This window comes from Pseudomonas brenneri (genome assembly GCF_007858285.1).
In the GTDB taxonomy this organism is placed as follows: Bacteria; Pseudomonadota; Gammaproteobacteria; order Pseudomonadales; family Pseudomonadaceae; genus Aquipseudomonas; species Aquipseudomonas brenneri.
Genome location: NZ_VFIL01000004.1, coordinates 55,465 through 74,521, shown reverse-complemented (window position 1 = coordinate 74,521; position 19,057 = coordinate 55,465). Strand labels below are relative to the sequence as shown.

At 61.9% G+C, this 19,057-nt stretch carries 14 protein-coding genes; 4 read left to right on the top strand and 10 right to left on the bottom strand.

Going from position 1 to position 19,057, the window contains the following annotated elements:
* Window positions 1–40: 40 nt before the first annotated feature.
* Window positions 41–4,174, bottom strand: a complete 4,134-nt coding sequence (locus tag FJD34_RS09750; protein WP_223232695.1) for a dermonecrotic toxin domain-containing protein — start codon at window positions 4,172–4,174, stop codon at window positions 41–43.
* Here FJD34_RS09750 and FJD34_RS28270 point away from each other — a divergent pair.
* From FJD34_RS28270 to FJD34_RS09735, 4 genes are all read left to right on the top strand, one after another.
* Window positions 4,100–4,795 carry a hypothetical protein gene (locus FJD34_RS28270; protein WP_223232694.1) on the top strand — a complete coding sequence of 232 codons (696 nt, stop codon included), beginning with the start codon at window positions 4,100–4,102 and terminating at the stop codon, window positions 4,793–4,795. The two genes, FJD34_RS09750 and FJD34_RS28270, sit on opposite strands and share 75 nt — an antisense overlap.
* A gap of 292 nt (window positions 4,796–5,087) precedes the next feature.
* Window positions 5,088–5,378, top strand: a complete 291-nt coding sequence (locus tag FJD34_RS09745; RefSeq protein WP_065943629.1) for a DUF5629 family protein — start codon at window positions 5,088–5,090, stop codon at window positions 5,376–5,378.
* The gene (locus tag FJD34_RS09740) at window positions 5,365–6,540 is read left to right on the top strand and encodes a lactonase family protein (protein WP_090290890.1); all 1,176 of its coding nucleotides are present in this window, start codon (window positions 5,365–5,367) and stop codon (window positions 6,538–6,540) included. The genes FJD34_RS09745 and FJD34_RS09740 overlap by 14 nt, the downstream gene beginning before the upstream one ends.
* A 155-nt stretch (window positions 6,541–6,695) precedes the next feature.
* Entirely contained in the window at window positions 6,696–6,875 is a 180-nt protein-coding gene (locus FJD34_RS09735) for a hypothetical protein (protein ID WP_032860910.1), read from the top strand.
* Window positions 6,876–6,964: 89 nt separating this feature from the next.
* Here the strand turns inward: FJD34_RS09735 and FJD34_RS09730 are convergent, their stop codons facing one another.
* From FJD34_RS09730 to FJD34_RS09690, 9 genes are all read right to left on the bottom strand, one after another.
* Window positions 6,965–7,579 (bottom strand): glutathione S-transferase, encoded by a 615-nt coding sequence (locus FJD34_RS09730; RefSeq protein ID WP_032860909.1) that lies wholly within the window; start codon window positions 7,577–7,579, stop codon window positions 6,965–6,967.
* A complete protein-coding gene (locus FJD34_RS09725) occupies window positions 7,576–11,214 on the bottom strand; it encodes an AAA family ATPase (protein WP_090290891.1) in 3,639 nt (1,212 codons plus the stop codon). The genes FJD34_RS09730 and FJD34_RS09725 overlap by 4 nt, the downstream gene beginning before the upstream one ends.
* Window positions 11,211–12,452, bottom strand: a complete 1,242-nt coding sequence (locus tag FJD34_RS09720; protein ID WP_032860906.1) for an exonuclease SbcCD subunit D C-terminal domain-containing protein — start codon at window positions 12,450–12,452, stop codon at window positions 11,211–11,213. The genes FJD34_RS09725 and FJD34_RS09720 overlap by 4 nt, the downstream gene beginning before the upstream one ends.
* 87 nt (window positions 12,453–12,539) lie before the next feature.
* Window positions 12,540–12,839, bottom strand: coding sequence for a DUF6124 family protein (locus tag FJD34_RS09715; RefSeq protein ID WP_174553282.1), 300 nt, complete (start codon window positions 12,837–12,839; stop codon window positions 12,540–12,542).
* 338 nt (window positions 12,840–13,177) lie between these two features.
* Complete coding sequence (locus FJD34_RS09710; RefSeq protein WP_065943631.1) at window positions 13,178–14,818, bottom strand: BatD family protein; 1,641 nt, start codon at window positions 14,816–14,818, stop codon at window positions 13,178–13,180.
* Complete coding sequence (locus FJD34_RS09705) at window positions 14,815–16,551, bottom strand: tetratricopeptide repeat protein (protein ID WP_032860901.1); 1,737 nt, start codon at window positions 16,549–16,551, stop codon at window positions 14,815–14,817. The genes FJD34_RS09710 and FJD34_RS09705 overlap by 4 nt, the downstream gene beginning before the upstream one ends.
* On the bottom strand, window positions 16,548–17,636 hold the full coding sequence (locus FJD34_RS09700) for a vWA domain-containing protein (protein WP_032860899.1): 1,089 nt from the start codon (window positions 17,634–17,636) through the stop codon (window positions 16,548–16,550). The genes FJD34_RS09705 and FJD34_RS09700 overlap by 4 nt, the downstream gene beginning before the upstream one ends.
* On the bottom strand, window positions 17,629–18,123 hold the full coding sequence (locus tag FJD34_RS09695) for a DUF4381 domain-containing protein (RefSeq protein ID WP_032860898.1): 495 nt from the start codon (window positions 18,121–18,123) through the stop codon (window positions 17,629–17,631). Before FJD34_RS09695 ends, FJD34_RS09700 begins: the two co-directional genes overlap by 8 nt.
* The gene (locus FJD34_RS09690; RefSeq protein WP_032860897.1) at window positions 18,120–19,052 is read right to left on the bottom strand and encodes a DUF58 domain-containing protein; all 933 of its coding nucleotides are present in this window, start codon (window positions 19,050–19,052) and stop codon (window positions 18,120–18,122) included. Before FJD34_RS09690 ends, FJD34_RS09695 begins: the two co-directional genes overlap by 4 nt.
* Window positions 19,053–19,057 lie beyond the last annotated feature (5 nt).

Genomic DNA, 19,057 nt, shown 5'->3' with positions numbered 1-19,057 from the left:
TGCAGAAACGCCCGATGTCAGAACCATCGGGCGTTTTTGATCAGGTGGTTGAGGGGGCGATGGCTAAAAACAGTTGATCCTCAGGCGGCGTGATCAATACATACAGAATCTTCTCGATAGGTTCGGCCCCCGGCGCCTGCTGGTTGCTTAACCGCGCTTGAATATGGGCCTTGAGCAGGTCCTTTTGCGTGTATTTACGCTGACTGGCCAATTTCAAATGCGCCCTGGTGTAGCGACTGGGCGGTGCGTTGGCAGTTGCATAGTGGAAATGGGCATACCAGAGCACCTGCGGTGGCTTTTGAGCTTTGTCATACACGGCGTACTCGGTGAAAAAATCACCGCTGAGGGTGGGCCGCTGCGGGTCTGCCTGGCTGGTCAGGTTGATGTCGATTTCTTTTTGTCGCCACAAGTATTCAAGGCTTTGCAGTGTTGGCCACTGGCGTTTGTAGGCCTCGCTGCACACCCGCTTCGCCATTCGCTGCATGTCTCTGGCATGTGCCCGATAGTTGTCGATCAGGTCCAGCGCCAACGGCTGGTTGCGGTGTGCTCGCGAGATTTCATCGGCCAGGTCGGTTAACTTTTTGGCTTGTTCGGTAAGCAGCTCATTCCAGTCTGCTGGGTTGACGTCTTGCAGGCTGATGGGGCTTTCCAGCTTCTGTTGCTGAGTGGTTATGACTCGTTCGATCTCGGTACGCTGCTGGATCAGTATTTCGCCCTGGGTCCTGAGCACCACCAGGGAACTCGCTTGGGGGGCTGGTTCTGGTAGGGCAACGCGTGTCTGGGGAGCCTCTACCCAACTATCGGAGTCAAATTGATTGAATGAGGAAACGGTTTCGCCAGTGAATGTGTTGGTAATGGTGAGATGTTCATGAGGGTGTTGGCCATCAGCAGGTATCAGGTTACCCACCAGGTATTTTCGATTGCGGGTTTTGAAAATGCGCTTTGTCGGCGCTTTCGGTCTGCGTAGCGTTGCCAATGATGCCTCGACCTCCAGTGCCTCCTGGCTGCGGACTACGGCTTCCAGCTCTGTTTCGGCAAGCGTGTGGGCATGCTTGAGCCCATTGAGCAGCCGCTCGGCGATGGGGTGTATGCGTTGCGGATTTATAAACTTGAGAGCTTCGATGGCGTGCGCATAGCTGCGGTACTTATCAAGCAGGGTGTCGTAGAGCATACGCTGCGCATCGAGTGGGTAGCCGGTGCTGCTACGCACTTCGGTGTGCGACAGCAAGGCCTGGCTCAGGCTCGAATCATCGAGATGTTGGATATACAGGGCCTCCAGTGGGGAGGGCTCAATCGCTGACGGTTTGACGACCCCCCACGACAGCGGGATTAGCGCGTGGATTTCCAGGTTGTCTGAAAAAAAATGTTGGGGGAAGTCGATTTTTGCCAGTAACTCTTCACGGATGGCACGTCCCGCTACGGAGTCCTGCTCCAACAGCGCAAGGGTGGTTTCCATTTCTCTAGAGCGAGCGGCCATGCGTTGGATGACGTCTGCCAGTCCACTCGATCGAGTCATGTGTTCGTTATAGATCCAGGGACGTCCGCTCTGTAACTCAGGCAGCATCCGCTGAACCAGGTCATTCATAGGCTCACCAAGATCGCTGAATAGAAAGGTATCTGCCCATTTCTGCAGGTAGATATGCACACGCTGCTGGTCATCCCAGAGCGTTTTCAGGGTTGTCGCCCGGTCCTGGACATGGCCACGAGCTCCTGCGTATCTTTCCAGGTCCTGGCCCACCTTGAACAGTTCAATCCGCTTTGGCAGCAGCAGGGCATGTTGTCGCTCCAGCCTCTCCAGGACGAGTTCATAGTCGGTGCGGATCTTTGAGTAGTTTGATATTTCTTGCTCGTGGCGCGCTTGAAGGGCCGATTTCTGAGCGCCGCTGGCTGTTTCCAGAAGGCGCCATACCAGTTTCAATGTATTGATTTGTTTTATCAGCGTTTCGCGGTTGCTGTTTATTCGAGTCAGCCAGTTTTTGAGTTCGGGCATCGCGTGGGTAAGTTCTACACTGAGTACTTGCATGCGCCCCTGAAGCTGCTCTATCTGGCGCTGGTTTTCCTCGCGCAAGGCTGCCAGGCGCTTGGGGCCACCGCCTGCCAGTTTCAGCCCGCGATCCAGGGTCCAACGGCCTAAGCTATTGGCGCGGAGCTTGATTCCGGGATGCTCTGGTTTTTCGGGGGCAATGATGAATACTTCATCAACCCCTGGGGTAATCCCCACGCGGAAAAACAAGCCGGCCACGGAGCTGTACCAGAGGTTGTCGAGCTTGAACAACCCCTTGAGCGCACCTGTCGCGATGGGTTCCGGTGCCGGTTCGGGCCAGGGAACGTTGACCTCAAGCAGTTTTTGCAGCAGGCGCGCCGATGCACTGTCGCTGGCCAGGGAACGGTCAATATCCAGCAGGGTTTTGCCGCCCCCTGGCGGTTCGGAAGGCAGTCCAACGATGCCTCGCTCAACGATGGGGCGCTGACTGATTGCCTGGTTGTAAGGCTGCCTCAATGGCAGGGCTACCAAGGGCTGTTGGGCTGCACTATCTTCGATCAATGGCCTGCCTGCTGCTGGGGAGGGCAATCCATGGTGGATCAAGACCATGCTGAGGTTGAGCAGCAGATCAACCCACGCAAGTTCCCTGGCAATAGGGTCTTGGCTCGCCAGGGCCGGCAGGTCATGCTCAAGGCTCAGGGCCAGTTGCATGAACCAACCCACTGCCGCCAACGGGCCGCGCACCAGCATCAACAATGTATTGAAACCCAGTTGTACCCCTTCAAGAATCAACGCCCATCGGCTTTCGGCATTGGACGTTGACTCTCGGTCGGCCTGACCCAGTAACTGACGGGCTTCGCAAACAAACAAGTACTCCATCAGTTGGTTGTTGTTCAACGCCTGCAGGATCTGATCGTTGCTTTCATCGTCGGTACTTGCCAGCGTCGGGGGTTTCGGGACGCTGGGCAAGGGGTCGAACTCTGAACCTATCCCGCTGACACGTACGTAATGCGGTTCTTTAAAGCCACCATTGCTGTAGACATCCCTGGCATCATCCGCCAGCCACGTCAGCACGCTCTCCTGGATTGCCCCGGGCTGTGCGATGGCCGCCAATAAGCTGTGGCGGCTGGCAAATTCCAACAGCGCGTCCTGATAAGCCGGGCGATAGAGCAGGTGCGGCCCGGACTGTCCGTTGCGCGATTCAATGATGAACATGTTCTGCGCCACATCGGCCTTGGCCCCAGGTTTGCGTTGAAACGCCAGGGCTCGAATGACGATTTCATCATTGTCGACCCAGCGCTCTGTACGGTGGGTGCCGACCACGGCCATGACGTAGCGCAAACCTCTCGGCGTCAGCCCGGCTTGCCCCTTGATTTTGTGCTCCAGGGCCTGGATCTTCAGGTCGATTGGCCGTTGCCCGCAGAACAGGTGTTTGCGTTTTTCAGCCTCCGCAGTGTCACTCAGCAGTTGCTGCTGGATATAGACCGGGTAGTTCAGGCCGACATTGACGCGTTGGACCAGCTCATCCAGGTAAGCCTGGGTCAGCCATGCCTCGATCTCCTGACCGCCAGTGTGGCGCAAGCTCACAGTGCCACTGGGTTTTCCCGAAAGGTTTTTCAGGGCCAGATCGACCAGGCTCATCGTCACCTTCTCGATGTAGCCACTTTGTAGAGTGCCGACGGCCACATCGAAGGTCAGTTCCAGTTCGTTGGCCTTGTACTTTGAGTGTGCAATGTCTGTACAGGTGTGCGTGCCGTGCAGCACGAAGTTTCTCTTCAAGCACAGTTGGTGGTTCAGATGGCTGGCGGCATAGGTGCGGATATCGTCCAACCCACTCAAGTAGCCTTCGCCCCGTGTCAGGCGCCTGAGGCTGGCCTGTTCGATCACGCATTGGCGATAGGCAAAGAGGTCAGCGGGCGAGGCCGCTCGCAGCCACTCGGGGAGGGCGGCCTGGACCGGCGACAGGGTCTTGACTGGTGTGAGTGGCGAATGGGTAAACAACGTGGCTGGGTTGGTGATCGACTCAAAGAGTCCTTCCACCTTGCTTACCGAGGTGCCAGCAGGCAGCTGGATCGCCGCGAGATCTTCCAACTGCTGGTTTAATGCCAACGCGGCTTGTACCTCGAAAATATCGCCATCGGGCTCGTATTGGCGCCAAGTGATTTTGTCGGCGATGAACTGCTGCCCCATGCGCTCACCCCATGCCTGGGCGAATGCATCCAGGCTGGCATAGAGTTCAACCTGGCCTGCCAGGGTGTACAGAAACACGCGCTTGCCGCTGACCACCAAGAGATCGCTGGACTGCAAGGTCAGCGTGGTGCTGTCACGTACCAGATGCGCTTCGAGGGTATAGGCATGGATCGAATTGTCGGGCCAGGGCAGGTTGGCCCTGGCTTCCCGGCTGGGGTAGCTGGCCAGTGTGCTGAGTATCTGCAATTGTTCGGCATCATCGCCCGATTGGCGAATGGCCGCAGTTCTCAGCATGCCTTGCAGCAGCCTGGCAAGCCACTGCCAGCGATTGCCACCGGCGTCGCTGTTTTGTCCCCAGTAGTCAGCCAGGGCATCTTGAAAACTGATAAACAGAATCAAGGACAGTTCCCATACCACGGCTTTGACGACGTGCACGTCATATGTGTCCAGACGGGTACCGGTGGCATCACTCAGGTAGCAGTCAAGGTTGTCGCGAGTGGACAAGTCGGGGAAGCTGCCGTCGGCAATATGCTGCAGTGCCACATCCAGCAGTGGCTGCAGGGTTCGACCGCCACCGTCGCGGGGGAGCGCCAAGTAAAGGTCGCTGGATTGATAGGGTAAGAGTGCATATTTCTCTTTCAGGGTGTATGTCAGTGTCTGAGCGGCCACTGAGCGCAGAGTGGGGCGAGTGGAGAAGTGTGCGGCCACTGCTTTTTGCAGAATATTTTCGGATGGGTTTGTCGTGGGGTTTGGCACAGGTGAAGTCCTTTACAGAGGGAGGCGTATTCCCCCGTAAAGTACTGTCAACGTCGCGCCTGGTGCGGTAACCCGCTACCGCTGGGCAAAGCAAGGCAGGAAAGACGCAAGGGATTGCCCTATCATCAGCGTTTTTCCAACGGATGAATGATCCCCGATGACTGCCGCTACCCTGCTGACTGAACTTGCCTCCAGCGATATGCTCGTAATCGATGGCCTGCATGCCTTTGACTTCAACTTAACGGATCAACAGTTGCTGATTAAAAGCATGGACGGTCGGGCCGAGAAGCGCTGGACGTTCAGCATCGCGCAAGTGCAGGCGGCGATCTTTGATGAAAGCTTGCAAAGCTGGACCCTTGCCGGCGATACGGGCGAGCATCGCCTGGTGTGCCTGAGCGCGGTCACCGGCAACAACGACGACGAGGAAGACGAGCATGCTGATGCGTAAATTCTGGCCCCTGCTGATGGCTGGCAGTGTCGGCGCCATGTCGGTCCAGGCCGCACCGGTCGATACCGTTGAGCTGTTGGTGGGCAGCTATACCGCCGGCACCAGTGAAGGCATCTACCGCCTGCAGTTCGACAGCCGCACCGGCCAGTTCAGCGGCCCGCCGGTGCTGGCAGCCAAGACGCAAAACCCGTCCTGGCTGACCCTGTCCAAGGACCGCAAGCGCCTGTTTGTGGTCAACGAAAACGGCCCCGGCCAGCAAGACCCGGTAGGGCGTGTCAGCAGCTACAGCATTGACCCGGTCACCCATCAACTGACCCTGATCAACCAGGTGCAGAGCCTGGGTAACGAGCCGACCCACGCCAGCCTGGCCGCCGACGGGCGTTACCTGTTTGTCGCCAACTATTCGGTGCTGGAAGATCCGGGCGGCAGCCTGGCGATCCTGCCGGTAGACGGCGAGGGCAAACTGTCGCCGCCGGTGCAACTGAGCGCGCACCCGGCCAGCCGGGTCAACCCCGAGCGCCAGGCATCCAACCATGTGCATTCGGTGGTGTCGTCGCCCGATGGCAAGTACGTGTTCGTGCAGGACCTGGGGGCGGACAGGCTTTTTGCCTACCGCTACGACCCCAAGGCCAACCCCGAACTGCCGCTGACGCCGGCCGATCCGGCCTTCGTGCAGTTGCCGCCAGGCAGTGGCCCGCGGCACCTGCTGTTCAGCGCGGACGGCAAGCATGCCTGGCTGACCACTGAGATGAGCGCGCAGGTCGCGGTATACGACTACCTGGACGGCAAGCTGACCCAGCGTCAATTGGTGGAATTTGCCGCCGGCCAGCCAGTGTCAGACAAGGCCGGTGCGGCGCTGCATGCGTCCAGTGACGGCAAGTTCCTCTACGTCAGCAATCGGGGGACCGCCAATCAGATCGTGGTGTTTGCCATCGATCCGGCCAGCGCGCAGCTCAAAGAGATCCAGCGACGCTCCGTGGAAGGCGATCATCCCCGTGAGTTCAGCCTTGACCCGAGCGGCAAGTTCCTGCTGATTGCCAACCAGAAGAGCAACCAGATCGTGGTGATCGAGCGCGATACCACGACCGGTCAATTGGGCAAGACGGTACAAAAACTGCCGATTGATGCCCCCAGCGACCTCAAGTTCGTGCTGCGTCAATAAGCCACAGGCCCCGCCGTGCGGGGCCTGACTCGTTGTATTAATCCCAGTGATAACGGCTACTGTTTCAAAGCATTTCAGCCAGCCGGTACCCAGGCGTAAGTTTGCTCCAAGGCCTTCACAAGCCATCCAGCCAACTGAACACAAGGGTTACCGCCATGAACTTCAATCTCTTCTCGATCATCGCCGCCTCCGCTGTTTCCGCCACCGTTGCCCTGCCTGCCAGCGCCAGCGTGGAGATCAGCAGCAAAAACTCCAGCACCAGCGCCTACACCCAGAAGTACCTGCAACAGAGCGCCAATTTCTATGCTGCCCTGGACCATAAGACCCAAGCCTGAAGTCTTGTAGGCGTCAGTTTGCCGGCGATGGCGGTGTGTCAGTCACAGTAATTCCAACTGACAGATGGCTATCGCCGGCAAGCGGGCTCCTACAGTGGGTTGTTTTTGGCCATGATCGCGGTAAACAGCGACGACGCCAAAAACCGCTCCAACCATTGCTGCAGACGCAGATAAGGCGTGGTTGCAAACCACTCCCGATCGACATGGGCAAACTGCCGTACAAACGGCACCAGCGCCACATCTGCCAGGCTCAAGTGATCGGCCAGCAGGTAATCGCGTTGGCCCAGCAACTCTTCCAGCCTGCGCAAAAACACCTCACCCTCGGCCCGATACTGTTCCATCGTCTGCTCCGGGTAGCGCTCGGCGTATTTGTAGCGATTCAAATGCACCTTGAAGGCCTGGTCATTCTCTTCAAGTAAACCCGCCATCAGCGCCTGCGCCGCCGGATCGTCCTTGAGCAGCCAATCTTCGGGATCATTTTGCGCCAGCGCCCAGTGCATGATCGCCAGGCTCTCGTCGATCACCTGGCCAGCTACCGCCAGCACCGGCACCGTGCCCTTGGGCGACAGCGCCAGCATCTGGGCGGGCTTGGCCTTGAGGCTGACTTCGACAATGTTCACCGCCACGCCTGAGTAACGCAGGGCCATGCGCGCACGCATGGCGTAGGGGCAGCGGCGGAACGAATACAGCACGACGTCGCTCATTTCACCTCCAGGGTGCTCAGGCCATTGCCTTGGCGCTTGACCTGGATCTGTACCGGAATCCGCTCGTGCATTTCCTGCACATGGGAAATCACCGCCACCTTGCGGCCCTGGGCCTGCAAGCCGTCCAGGGCATCCATCGCCAATTGCAGGGATTCGGGGTCCAGGCTGCCGAAGCCTTCGTCGATAAACAACGACTCGATTTTCAGCGTGCTGGAGGCCATCGATGCCAACCCCAGGGCCAACGCCAGCGACACCAGGAACGTTTCGCCGCCGGACAACGAATGCACCGAGCGCAGTTCATCACCCATTTCTGTGTCCAGCACCAGCAGGCCGAGCATGCTGCCGCCGCGCTTGAGGCGGTAGCGACGCACCAGTTGGCGCAGTTGCACGTTGGCGTGGTGTACCAGCAGGTCGAGGTTGTAGGCCTGGGCGAATTTACGGAACTTGTCGCCGGTGGCCGAACCGATCAGCGCATCGAGCCGGGCCCAGCGTTGCCATTGCTCATAGGCCTGGGCGGTGGCGAGTGCCAGGGTCTGGTTGGCGTCCTGGCGCCGCTGGTCTTCGGCTTGGCGTGCGCGCAGTTCGGCGCAGTGTTTTTCGCCGCTGCTCAATTGCTGGTTGAGCTCGGCCAGGGCGCTGTCCAGCTGTTCGGTGTCAAGGTTGCCGTTGTGCAGGGCCTGGTGGTCCTTGAGGCGTTGCTCGCGTTCTTGCAGCAGGACTTTGGCTTGTTCGATGGCTTTTTCGCTGTGCTGCACCTGCTGGCGCAGTTCGCTGATACCGGCCTCGTCGAAGGCCAGCAGGTGCGCCAGGCCGGTGTCGTCGAGTTGCGGATGCTGGGCGCGCCATTCGCCGATACGGCTGTGCAGCGCCTGGAGTTCGGTGTCCAGGGCGTGCTGGCGTTCCTGCCGGGACTTGAGGTCGGCGGCCAGTTGGATCAGTTCGTTGCGGGTGTCCTGCAACTGTTGATTGGCCTGGGTCTCGCTGTGGCGCGCCTGTTCCACGGCCAGGTCGAGTTGCTGCTGCCAGTGCTCGGCGCTGGAGTGTTCGCCCACCAGGGCGCGGAGTTTTTCCTCGGCGGCTTGCTGCTGGGTGGTCAGGTCGACCAGTTGCTGGTGCAGCACGGCCAACTGTTGCTGGCGATGTTGCTGGCGGTCCTGTTCTTTTTCGATGGCTTGCTGGCGCTGTTGCTGCTCGGCCAGTTCATCCTTCTGGTAGCCAAGCTGCTCCAGGCGCTGGCTGATCTGCTGGTCCAACAGCATGAACGTGGCGGCCGGCTCCGTACGCAAACCTTCGAGGGTCTCGGCCGGCAGCAGGCTGGCGAAGGCGCTCAGTTCCTCGTCCAGGCGCTCGCGGTCGTTGGCCAGTTCCCGTTGCTGGTCGATCAACTGTTGGCGGGACTGCTGGCTGGCGTCCTGGGCGGCTTGCAACTGCTGCTGCATGCGCCCGGCGTTTTGTTGCAGGTTGAGCAGGGCGCCCTGGCGTTGTTCGTCCTGGGTGATGCTCTGGTTGAGCTGGCCCAGTTGCTGCGCCAGCCAGGCGCTGCGCTTGCCGCTGTCCTGATTGAACAGGGCGGCGCTTAACGGGTGGGCATCGAGGCTGGGGACCAGCGCCTGGCACTGGGACGCCAGTTGTTCCTGCTGTTGCAAAAATTCCTTTTGCTGGGCGATCAAGCCGCCGACTTCACCGCGCAACTCGGTGAGCTTTTCCTTGAGGGTGTCGACGGCCTTCTGCGCATTGGCTTCTTCATTTTCATCATGGCGCGTGAGGCTGTGCAGCAGGGCTTCAGGCTGGTGATACGGATGCTCGACGCTGCCACACACCGGGCAAGGCTGCTCATCCTGCAATTGCCCACGCAGTTCTTCGACACTGGCGCTGCGCGCCAGGCGCTGGCGTTCGAGTAACTGCTTGGTCACGCTCAGCGTCTGCTCGGCCACGCTCAGTTCGGCCTTGGCTTGCAGGCCGGTCTGGTTCAACTGCTCGCGCTGTTGCTGGGCGGTGGCCTGCTTGAGGGCCAACTCCTGTTGCTGCTGGTCCAATTGCTGCTGGCTGTCCCACAGCCGCGTCAGGTCCTCGAAGGCCCGTTGCTGCTTGCGGTTGTCCTTGAGCAGGCTGTCGAGCAACTGGATCTGCTCGGCCACGGCGTGGGGTTCGGCGCCGGCTTCCTGATACAAGAGGTCCAGGGCCGTGCGCTGTTGGGCCCATTGCTCGCTGGCGCTGTTGGCACGAGCCTCCAGTTGGGGCAGTTCGGCCTGGCCTTTGTTCAGGCGATTGCCGATCAGCATCAGCTGTTGCAGGCGGTCGCGGTAGGCGTTCCAGGCATCGCTCAAGGGCGCAAGGGCAGCACTGCGTTCAAGCTGTGCCGCCAGTTGTTGCAGGCGGCTGGCAACCTGCTGTTGCTGGGTGTGCAAGGCATCCAGGCTGGCCTGGCCCTCGGTGCAGGCGGTTTGCCCCAGTTGCTGTTGTGCGCGGCTTTGGGCCAGTTCGCGAGTCAGGCGGGCGAGGGTGCTTTGCGCTTCGAAGGCCTGGCGTAGCAGAGGCACGGACTCGGTCTGCTGTTGCAGGGCGGCGGCCAAGGCGCTGTGTGCGCTGGCTTGCTGCTGTTGCAGTTGTTCCTGGCGCGCGTGCAGGGCGGTCTGCTGCTCAAGATGCTGGCGGATCTGCGCGGCCAGGGGCTCCAGTTGGCCGGTCAACTCGCTGTGCCGCGCGAAATGATGACGCTGCGGTGCCAGTTGTTCCAGGCGGCTCAAGTCCAGGCGTTGCGGGCCCTGGTTGTGCCACGCCTGCTCGGCCTGTTGCAGTTGCTCAACCGCACTGTGCTGGCGCTCTTGCCACTCACGCAGCTCCTTGAGCCAGGTGTGCTGCAGCTCCAATTGCTTGAGCTGGGCCTGCTGGGTCTTGAGCTGTTGCTGGGCCGTACTCAACTGTTGATCCAGCTCGGCGCGGTCTTCGGCCGGCAGCGGCGTGACGCCGCTGGCCTGGTCCTGCAGCAGTTTGTGGGCTTCCTTGGCCTCTCTGGCCTTGACGAACGCGCGCTGCCCCAGCTGGGTGTAGAGCGCAGTGTCGGTGAGCTTTTCCAGCAATTCGCTGCGCTCATTGTCGTTGGCCTTGAGAAAGGCGCTGAACTCACTTTGTGCCAGCAGTACGGCGCGGGTGAACTGCTCGAAATTCAGACCCAGGGCCAGTTCCAGCTGAGTCTTGTATTCGGTTTTCTGGCTGGCCAGCAATTGCTCGCTGTCCAGGTCGATCAGGCTTTGCCGGCTGTTCTGCAGCTTGCCGCTGGCCTTGTCGCGGGCACGGTTGGCTTCCCAGCGCGCACGGTAGCGGCGCCCGCTGACCCCGATAAAGTCCACCTCGGCATAACCACCCCCGGTGCCGCGTCGGATCAGGGTGCGTGGGTCGCCGATGGAAATATCGGTATCGGCATCGGGCATTTTCGCCTGGCCGGTGTCGCCCAGGCGTGGCACGGCACCAAACAGTGCCAGGCACAGGGCATCGAGCAGTGTGCTTTTACCGGCACCGGTGGGCCCGGTGATCGCAAACAACCCGGCACTGGCCAGGGGTTCGGCAGTAAAGTCGATCTCAAACGGCCCGGCCAGGGAGGCGAGGTTTTTCAGGCGGATGGCGAGGATTTTCATGGCTGTTCATCCTCCTGTTGCACTTCCTGGAGCAGCACGGCGAAATCCTTCAGGGTCTGTTCGTCCACATCATTGCCGTAGCTGTCCTGCCAGGCGCGGCTGAACAGCTCCTGGGGGGTGAGTTGGTCGAGTTCGATCAGGCTGTTTTCGTCACTGGCATCGCTGGCGCGTTGACCGGCGTACTCAGCGGCGATGCGCACCAGGCGCACGGCCTTGCCAAGTAGGGCGGTTTCGATTTGCTGGCGCAGGTCCGGTTGCGGTTCGTCGAGGCGCACCCGCACTTCGAGCCAAGGGTGGCGCTGGGTTTCGGCGAGCAGGTCGATATCCGGCAGATCTGCCAGGGCCTTGAGGATATCGGCCAGGGGCGCGGCTTCCAGGCGTTGCAGGTTGACCGCGCGCGGAATCAGGAGGGGTTCGACGCTGACCAGCATTTGGCCCTGGAATGTCACGTCGAGGATCTGGTGTTTGTAGCCGATTTCGGAAAACGACAGCGGAATCGGCGAGCCGCTGTAGCGAATCCGCTCTTCGCCATTCACCTTTTGCGGCTTGTGCAAATGGCCGAGGGCAACATAGCTGACACTTTTGTCGAACAGCTTGGCCGGCAGCGCCTCGGCGTTGCCGATGATCAGACTGCGCTCGGAGTCTTCCGACACCGAACCACCGGCCATATGCGCGTGACTGATGGCAATCAGCGCCTGGCCTTTTTTGCGTTTGGCGTTGGCAGCGGCAATGAGCCATTCATGGACCTGGCCGATACCGCGCAGGTAGTCGTCACCCAGGTGCGCACCGGTCACTTCTGCCGGGCGCAAGAAGGGCAGTGCAAGGCACCACGCGGCGATCTTGCCCTTGGCATCCGGCAGGGGGATCAGCAGGCGCTCGGCATCCAGTTGGCCATCATCCAGCCACAACACGCGACCCACTGCATGGGTACGCAAACGACGCATCAACGGCGCAGGCAGTTCGATACGCGAGCCGGAGTCATGATTACCGGCGATCATCACAATCGTCAGTGTGGGATTTTGCTCATGGGCGCTGATGATGAAGTCATACAGCCGCTCCTGGGCCTTGAGTGGCGGGTTGACCGTGTCGAAGATATCGCCGGCGATCAGCAGCACGTCGGGGCAGTGCTGCTTGATCTGGCCCAGCAGCCAGTCAAGGAAACAGGCGTGTTCGAAGTCGCGTTCCTGGCCGTGGAGGTTTTGGCCCAGGTGCCAGTCGGAGGTGTGAAACAGACGCAAGGCGAACTCCGTGGGGAATTGATAAAGGTGGGGAGTTTACCTGTAAATGCCTGCACGCTTGCATCCATGCAGGCAACGTGTAGAGGGTCAATGGGGTTTGAGGCAGTCGAGCGCGCGGTCAGCTAGGGTTTTTGCCTTGTCTATCAAGTGCGCGGTGGCACCAGCCATGTGGCGTTGATCGCCGACCATCCCCTGGGTGGTGCCGGCGGCGGTGGCGGCTGCGCAGCGCAGCAGGTCGCAGATTTGGGCAAGGGCGTCTTCGAAGCTGAGGTCTTGCTGCACGGTGAAGGACGGGGGCGAAGTGGGTTGCAGGTAGTGGCGCAGGGCGCGGTCGAAGATTTCGCGGTCGGGGGTGAAACGGGGTGGGTCGGGGACGATTTTGTTCATGCAGAAGCTCCTACTGAAAAGGGAGCCATCTCGATGCCGGTCTCACTCGACAACAAGGTGGCAGCTATGTGCGGGGTGAGAATACCGGACAGTAGGACTCCGGCCAGACCGAAGTCTGCCCGCACACAGCCGCCATAGAACATGGTGCAGACGGTTGTGGCGCTTGGCGCCTACTGGTTCACAGGTTCTCACACCCGATCGCTGATATGCAGCGACGGAGCGAAGGCTAGCCAGTGAGGTGAACAGGCGCAAGGCCGTGGGATTGTCTAGGAAACGTCCTGCAAATTAAAGGGATAGGGATTGCTGGCCTTTAACAATGCATGTCAGGGAGCTTACGGTTATTTGGGATACAGCGGCGGCAGGCTGGTGCTGTCGGCCACCGGCGCCTGTTCGCGTTCGGCCATGGGGATGGCCTTGACCGCCCGCCACAACTCCTCGCCCTGCCAGTACTGGCCGCTTTCGCTGTAGAGCGCACCATTCAACCCATCCAGCGCATCGGACAACGGCACAAACCGCGCGGCCATGTCCGCCAGGGTTTCCGGTTGCTGGCGTGCCCAGGCATCCAGGGCCTGACGCGTGGCCTGGGGGTCATTGGCCTGGCTCGCGCGCTTGAGGTCATCGAGCAAGGTACGCGGGCTGGGGCCGGTCTGGGCGGCGCGCAGGATTGCCGGGCGTGAGCGGGCGCGCCACCACAGGCCGAAGCCGAGCAGGGTGGTGCAGGCGAAGATCAGGCTGGTCAGTTGCCAGATCCACAGGCGGCCATCGTCCGGCGCAGTGATGACCGTGGGGGTGGCTGGGGTGTCGACCACCAGGCTCGGGTTGACCGCCACTTGCAGGGTGCGGGCCGGCAGGCTGGTGCGTTCCAGGTGGTCCTCGTGGGTGTTCCACCACACCACCTCCACCGCGGGCAACTCCAGGGCGCCGGCGCGATTGGGCACCAGGGCTTCGCGGTCTTCGCGGCTGCCGATCACCCCGCGTTCGCTGTTCTGGTTGCTCAGCACCGGCTGGTCGGGGTAGCGCCGCAGACCGGCGATTTCGGTGCTTGGCAGCGCGGGCAACTGGGCGCTGGCCAGGCCTTCGGCCTTGAGGGTGAGGATGCGGGTGAGGGAGTCGCCGACCTGTACGTTTGTCGGTTCCGGGTTCCAGCTTTCGCCCAGGCTCAGGCTGCGGGCCGGCAGCCAGGGGGCATCCGCTGGATAGAGCGCCGGCTTGGGCTTGACTGTCAGGGGGATCTCGGTGGAATTGACATGCAGCAGCTTGCCAGGCCTCGGCGCCTGGGGCGCAGTGCCCTGGGCCGGGCGCGGTTCGACCATGGTCGCGCTGAACATTTGCGCGGGGATCAGCAGTTGTCCGCTGTGCTGCGGGTAGATCCCGTAGCGCATTTCGATCACGCCATGGCGCACGCCGTTGATGACTTTTTCATAGGTGCGTGAATCGCCCACTTGCTCGACCCGCGCGTCAGACAACTGCAAGGGGGCGAGGCTGCTGTCGTCATACAGCGCCACCGAATGGTAGATGCGCACGGTCAACAGGGCCTGGGCCTGCACATAGACGCTGTCCTGGTCGAGACTGGCTTCGATGAAGACCGGCGCCAGTTGGTTGTCGCTGTCCTGGCCCAGGGTTTCGTCCACTTGCAGGCTGAGCGCCTGGGTCTTGAACTCACCCAGTTGCAGCGACGGGATCACCACGGTGCCGGTGGTCTTGGGCTGCAAGGTGATGATCCAGCGAGTCGTCGCGTGGTTGGCTCCGTCGAGGGTGGTGAGTTGGTTGATCTGGCGGGTGCCGCGTACGTCGAACAGCGGGTCCAGGGGCGACAGGTCCGGCTTGCCGAACTGGGTGACGTCGTTGGACTCGATTGTCAGCTCCACTGTTTCCCCGGAATTGACGCGACTGCGGTCGAGACTGGCAGCCAGTTCGACCGCCTGGGCGTGGCCGGCCCACAGCGCGAGTACTAAGAGGAATGGGGTGCAGCGGCTCATCGAGTCTTGTCCTGATGTTGTTGCTGTTCGTACCAGAATTTGCGTCGCAACAACTCGCCGGGGTTGTCCGGGATCTGTCGCAGCCATTGTTCCAGGGCCTGGCGGTGCTCCTCGTCGAGGTTGGCTTCGGCCGGGCGCAAGGGGGGCGTGGTGGTCTGTTCGTCGCCCAGTTCGCTGCCGGGTACTTCGTTGTTGCCAGCAGGCGGCGGGGGGGCGGTGGGTTTCTCAGCCGTGCCCGCCTGGCCCGCGCCCTGGGGGGATTGCTCGCCGCTGCTGGTTTGCTGGCTGTTGTCGCCTGGTTGCGCAGTTTGGCCGGGTTGGGCGGATTCGTCATCCTCGTTTTTTTCAGGTGTTGGCGGTTCGGGTTCCGGTTCTTCCAGCAACAGGCTTTCGACAAGGGCTTTGTTTTTCAAGGCGGGCTGCAAGTCCGGCTGGGCTTCCAGCGCTTGCTCATAGGCGTCTATCGCGGCTTCCAGCTCCCCGGCGCGGGCCAGGGCGTTGCCGCGATTGTAGTGGGAATAGGCGTCATTGCCCTCGGCAAAGCGCCGGGCTGCCTCGGCGTAGTTGCCTGCCTCATACAGGGCGACACCTTGCCATTGCGGGTTTTCAAAGTGTTCGGCGGCCTCGGCCGGGCGCTTTTGCTTGAGCAGATACTGGCCCTGTTGGTCGGGGCGCAGCCACAGATCCTGGAAGTCGAACGCATAGCTGGGCTGTGGTGCTGCCAATAGCAGCAACGGCAGGCAGAACAGCCAGCCCCGGCGCCCGGCGCAGGCGGCGAGCAACAGCAGCGGCAGCAGCAACCAGTAACCCTGGTCGGCCCAGGTGTCCAGTTGCAGGCGCTGGCCGTCGTCGCGCAGGTTTTGCGGGCCGTCCAGCAGACCCAGGTTGCGCAGGTCCTTGTCATCCAGGCGCGCCTGGCGATAGCGACCGCCCATTTCGCTGGCGAAGGCCTTGAGCGTCGGGCTGTCCAGGCGCGGGATCAGGATCGCGCCTTGTTCATCCTTGAGGAACTCACCGCTTTCCTGGGTGACAGGTGTGCCTTCGCGGCTGCCGATTCCGAGGATCGACAGGCTCGGCGCCTGGCCTTGCAGCAGCAGGCGAATGCCCTGGCGCTCCTGTTTGGACAGTGACGAGCCTATCAGCAACAAGCGACCCTGGCCGAGGCCGCCGTGCTTGAGCAGGTCCAGGGCTTTTTCCACTGCCAGGTCCGCACGATGGCCGGCCTCGGGCATGATCGAGGGGCGCAGGGCATCCAACAGGTTGCGGCTGGTGGCCAGGTCATCCGACAGCGGCACCAGCGTATGGGCACTCCCGGCATAGACGACGATGGCGGTCTGCGCATCGCTGCGCGCCTGCAGCAGGTCCACCAGCTTGCGCCGCGCCTGTTCCAGGCGGTTGGGCGGGCTGTCGGTGGCGAGCATCTCGGGAGTCAGTTCCAGCAGTACCACCAGCGGGTCGGCGGGTTTCTGGCTGATCTGTTCGACTCGCTGCCAGCCAGGGCCGAGCAGGGCCAGCGTCGCCAGCAGCCAGGCCAGGCCCAGCAGCAGCCATGGCGACTTGCTTTCCCGGCCATTGCCGCCACTGAGCAGGGCGGCGTGGAAAGCCGGCGGCAGGATCATCTGCCAGCGCCCGGCGCGTTTCTGCCGATGCCACAGTTGCCACAGCAACCAGCAAAGTACAGGCAGCAGTAACAGCCACCAGGGGCGCATCCAGTGCGGCCATAAAGCGATCATCGCCGCCTCCGTAAACGCAGGCGGTTGAGGCGTTGGCGCCATTGCGGGTGCTGTTGCAGGAAATGGCCCTTGGTCGAGAGTTTATTGAGCAGACGCTGCAGGGCGTTGTCCGGCCAGCGCTCCTGGATCACCAGCAACAGGCTCAGAAACAGCGCCAGGGCCAGCGGCCCGCTATACAGCGCCTGGGCCGGACGGGCCTGGGTCGGCTGTTGCGCCACCGGTTCCAGCTGGTCGAGGGTTTCCTTGATCGCTTGCAGTTCTGCACCGTCGTGGGCGCGGAAGTACTGCCCGCCGGTGGCCTCGGCAATGGCCTTGAGTGCCGGCTCGTCGAGGTCCAGGCTCGGATTGAGGCCGAGCATGCCCAGGGTCCCGGTTTGTTCTGGGTTGGCGCCGATGCCGATGGGGTAGATCTTCACCCCTTCTTCGCCGGCCAGGCGGGCGGCCGTCAGCGGGTCGATTTCGCCGCCATTGTTGGCGCCGTCGGTGACCAGGATCAGCACCCGGCTTTGTGCCGGGCGTTGGCGCAGGCGCTTGAGGGCCAGGCCGATGGCGTCGCCAATCGCGGTGTTTTTGCCGGCAATGCCGATGCGCGCTTCATCCAGCCAGGTGCGCACGGTGCGCCGGTCGAAGGTCAGTGGTGCTTGCAGGTAGGCCTGGCTGCCGAACAGGATCAGGCCAACACGGTCACCTTCGCGGCTTTCGAGAAAGTCTCCAAGCAGGTGCTTGACCAGGCTCAGGCGGCTGACGTCTTCGTCCTGCCATTGCATATCAGGGAAGTCCATGGAGCCGGATACATCCACCGCCACCAGCAGGTCGCGGCCGCTGGCAGCGATTGGCAACGGCTCGCCGAGCCATTCCGGGCGGGCGGCGGCGGTCAGCAGCAACAGCCATAGCACTACGAAAGGTGCCTGTTGGCGCCAGCCTGGCAGGTTGATCCGCGCGCGCCGCCGGGCCAGGCCTTCGAGGTCGCCGAGGAAGCTGACTTTCAAGGCCGGCTCGCCGCTGTCGGCCACCGGCAGGATCAGGCGCATCAACCACGGCAAGGGCAACAAGGCAAAGACCCACGGCCAGGCGAACTCAAACATGTTTGCGAATCCAGGTGTCGACCGCTTGCGTCAGGCCGGCAATGGCCTTGTCGTCGAGTTTGCATTCGGGTTTGTAGGCGCCTTCCACCAGGACCATCCATCGCGTGAGGCCGGCCGCCGGGCAGCGGTTGTCGAGAAACGCCAGCCATTTGCGGCCATTGAGGGTGTGGCTCTGGCTGTAGGGGTAGTCGTTGCGGCACAGGCGCTTGAGCAGGCCATTGAGCTGTTGCAGCCAGGCGCCGGCCGGTGCGCCATCGTAGGGCTTGGGCATCAGCGCCAGTTCTGCGAGGGCGGCAATGCGCAATGGGTCCAGAGGCTGTTCGGCCCGGCCCACGGGGCGTTTGCCCGGCAGGAAACGACGCAGTGACCACACGCCCCAGCCCGCCAGGGGGATCAGCACCAGCAACAGCCACCAGCCCGGCGCCGGTGGCCAGAAACCAATGGCCGGCGGGGCGATCAGCGGTTGCAGTGGGTCCAGGCGGCTCATGGCTTTTTCACCGGGCGTTGCGGGTTGAGGTATTCGCGCAGTTGCTCGACCATTTCGCTCTGGGTGCTCAAGGGCATCAGCAAGACCCGTAGCTTCTGCGCGAGCAACTCCCAACGGGCGATGCGTGCTTCGGCCTGGGCCTTGTAGGCCTGGCGCAGTTCGAAGTTCAAGGTGTCGATTTCCAACTGCGCGCCGCGCTCGGCGAAACGCAGCAGCCCGGCGGCGGGCAGGGCATGGTCCAGCGGGTCGGACACCGGCAGCAGCAACAGGTCGCAATGGCGTGATAACAGGCTCAGCTGTTGCTCGGCACCTTCGGTCAGGGCGCGTTCATCGCAGATCACAATCACCAGGCTGCCGGGGCGCAGTACTTCACGGCCACGGCGCAGGGCCATGCCCAGGGCATCGGCCTCGGGACGGCTCTCGGTGTTGAGGCTCTGGTTGACCCGCACCAGGCGGTTGAGCAGTTGCAGCAGGCTTTGTTTGCTGCGTCGCGGCTTGATTTCATAGTGTTCGTTGTCACCGAACACCAGGCCGCCGACCCGGTCGTTGTGGCCCAGCGCGGCCCAGCCGATCAGGCTCGCGGCCTGGGCGGCGAGAACCGACTTGAACATCAGCCCGGAGCCGAAAAACAGCCGGCAACTTTGCTCCACCATGATAAAGATCGGGCGTTCGCGTTCTTCATGGAACAGCTTGGTGTGGGGCTCCTGGGTGCGCGCGGTGACGCGCCAGTCGATGGTGCGCACGTCGTCGCCGGCCTGGTACACCCGCACCTGGTCGAAGTCGACGCCGCGCCCGCGCAACTTGGAGTGATGCAGGCCGATCAACGGGCTGCGTTGGCTCGGCGTGGAAAACAGTTGCACCTCTCGCACGCGATGACGCATCTCGATCAATTCGCTGAGGGTGACACGGATCCCGTCGCCGGTATTCATGGGGA